At 31.8% G+C, this 1,831-nt stretch carries 3 protein-coding genes; 1 reads left to right on the top strand and 2 read right to left on the bottom strand.

Features of this window, described 5'->3' with window-relative positions:
* The first annotated feature begins 374 nt into the window (after positions 1–374).
* Positions 375–1,046 carry a hypothetical protein gene (locus tag ES765_RS21460; protein WP_138116577.1) on the top strand — a complete coding sequence of 224 codons (672 nt, stop codon included), beginning with the start codon at positions 375–377 and terminating at the stop codon, positions 1,044–1,046.
* Positions 1,047–1,084: 38 nt separating this feature from the next.
* On the opposite strand, the gene ES765_RS22510 is transcribed toward ES765_RS21460, so the two are convergent.
* Both ES765_RS22510 and ES765_RS21455 read right to left on the bottom strand, forming a co-directional pair.
* Complete coding sequence (locus ES765_RS22510) at positions 1,085–1,258, bottom strand: tyrosine-type recombinase/integrase (protein ID WP_249356656.1); 174 nt, start codon at positions 1,256–1,258, stop codon at positions 1,085–1,087.
* A complete protein-coding gene (locus tag ES765_RS21455) occupies positions 1,204–1,698 on the bottom strand; it encodes a site-specific integrase (RefSeq protein WP_249356655.1) in 495 nt (164 codons plus the stop codon). The genes ES765_RS22510 and ES765_RS21455 overlap by 55 nt, the downstream gene beginning before the upstream one ends.
* Positions 1,699–1,831 lie beyond the last annotated feature (133 nt).

Raw genomic sequence — 1,831 nt, 5'->3', positions numbered from 1 at the left:
ACTGAAAGCTATGGCAAAATACAAATGGTACTTATCAAATCTGGTCGCTTTTATAAGACTCAACCTTTTTGTTAAGGTAGACCTCCAAAAATGGCTCGACCACCCTTTTCAAGACCATCCGCCGCCTAAACAAAATACTATACAGGGGGTTCTATTTTGAAAAACCATTGATTTATGAATCTAAGTCAATCAAATCAGTAAATTTATTCATTCTTGAAAACGTTTAGGACAGGATTGATATTACATCTAAGTTTTTTGTTAAAAATTTTAAACCAAACTTTTGAATGTTGAATTAATTTGGAGAACTATTCAAATGATTAGCAACTAAAATTAGTTACTTTTAAAATATTAAAGTCTTTTCTTAAACTCAAAAAATGAAATTAGAGGATTATTGTACGTTTGAACTTGACAAGCAGTTTTTACAGATTGATGGAATAAAATATCTTCCTTGGATTGGTCATAAAGCATTAAAAAGTAATAATAAATTACTCATCGTAGGTGAAAGTGTATACAATTGGGAAAAAGAAGAAGGCTTGAAAAGGCAAATAGCACAGAGTCGTTTAGAAAAAAATGATTTTGCAAGAGTTGTTGCCTACGAGCATGGAATTGAAAATCCACATCATAAAAGGAAATTTGCTCGAAACATTGAGAAAACATTAGCTCCAAAATTTGAAACTGAATCTGATAGAATTGGTTTTTGGGAAAGTATAATGTTTCACGAATTGGTACAAAGGCCAATGGATAATATCAGATCCAGACCTAACAAAACCGACTATCAAAATGGAGCCAAGGTTTTAAGATCTATTATCCAAATGGTAAAGCCAGAAAAATGTGTATTTTTAGGAACAACTTGGTCAAAGTTTGTAGGATTACGAAATAATTTAGGTGAAAGTTACACTACGAGTGAGATTGGATTTGAGAAAATTAATGGAGCGATACCAAGATTACTGAAGAATGATAGGTCAAATATTAAAATATATTTTATAAAGCATCCAAGTAAATTCTTTACACCAGAACTATGGAAAGACTTTATTCTGAACAATTAAAAAACTGTAACACATTAACCATTGTTTATTCCTTTAATTCAATTGTTCTCTCTCATCAACCTAAAAATTTCTTGACTAACCCTCTTTTGGACTACCTTTCCATAATACTCCTGGGTAATCTGAATACTAGAATGCCCTAAAAGTTCACTCACTATTTCTATAGGTACATCATTATAACGTAACACTGTAGACGCAAATGTTTTCCTAGCCATGTGTGATGACTGATGGATTTATTTATGCCTACCGTGCCTGCAATTTCCTTTAGGTATGAATTAATTTTTTGGTTACTAAATTTTGGTAATGCATAAATTCCAGTATTATGATACTTAGCCAATATTGCTTTCGCTTTTGGCATTAATGGAACAGATATCATTCTACCAGTCTTTTCCCTTTTCATTTGAATCCATTTATTCTCATCAAACCCCTTTATTATTTGCTCTCTTTTTAATTTAGACATTTCATGATATGCCAACCCTGTGTAGCAACAGAATACAAAAAGATCCCTAACCAATTGAAGCCTGTCCTGCTTGAAGTGGTGTTCCTCAAGGAGCTTCAATTCATCAGTTGAAAGGAATATCACTTCTTGTATGACCCTACCGGGCTTGTGTAATGCAAATGGGTCTTTTTCAAGATATCCTTCCGCTATGGCCAACTTAATAACCTGAGTTCGATTAATAATATTTGATTATTATGCAACAAAAAAGATAGATTTTCAGTAAATTAAAGTGTTGAAATTCAATTCATTAATCTAAAAATCTATCTATGGTAATCTACTCTAAAGTTAC

This window comes from Maribacter sp. ACAM166 (assembly GCF_005771495.1).
Taxonomy (GTDB): Bacteria; Bacteroidota; Bacteroidia; order Flavobacteriales; family Flavobacteriaceae; genus Maribacter.
This window is presented reverse-complemented; position numbering and strand designations above follow the sequence as displayed.

What these genes read in the sequence shown, in the direction of transcription:
- ES765_RS21460 (WP_138116577.1), top strand. Translation starts at nt 375, where the DNA reads ATGAAATTAGAGGATTATTGTACGTTTGAACTTGACAAGCAGTTTTTA.
- ES765_RS22510 (WP_249356656.1), bottom strand. Translation starts at nt 1,258, where the DNA reads ATGGCTAGGAAAACATTTGCGTCTACAGTGTTACGTTATAATGATGTA.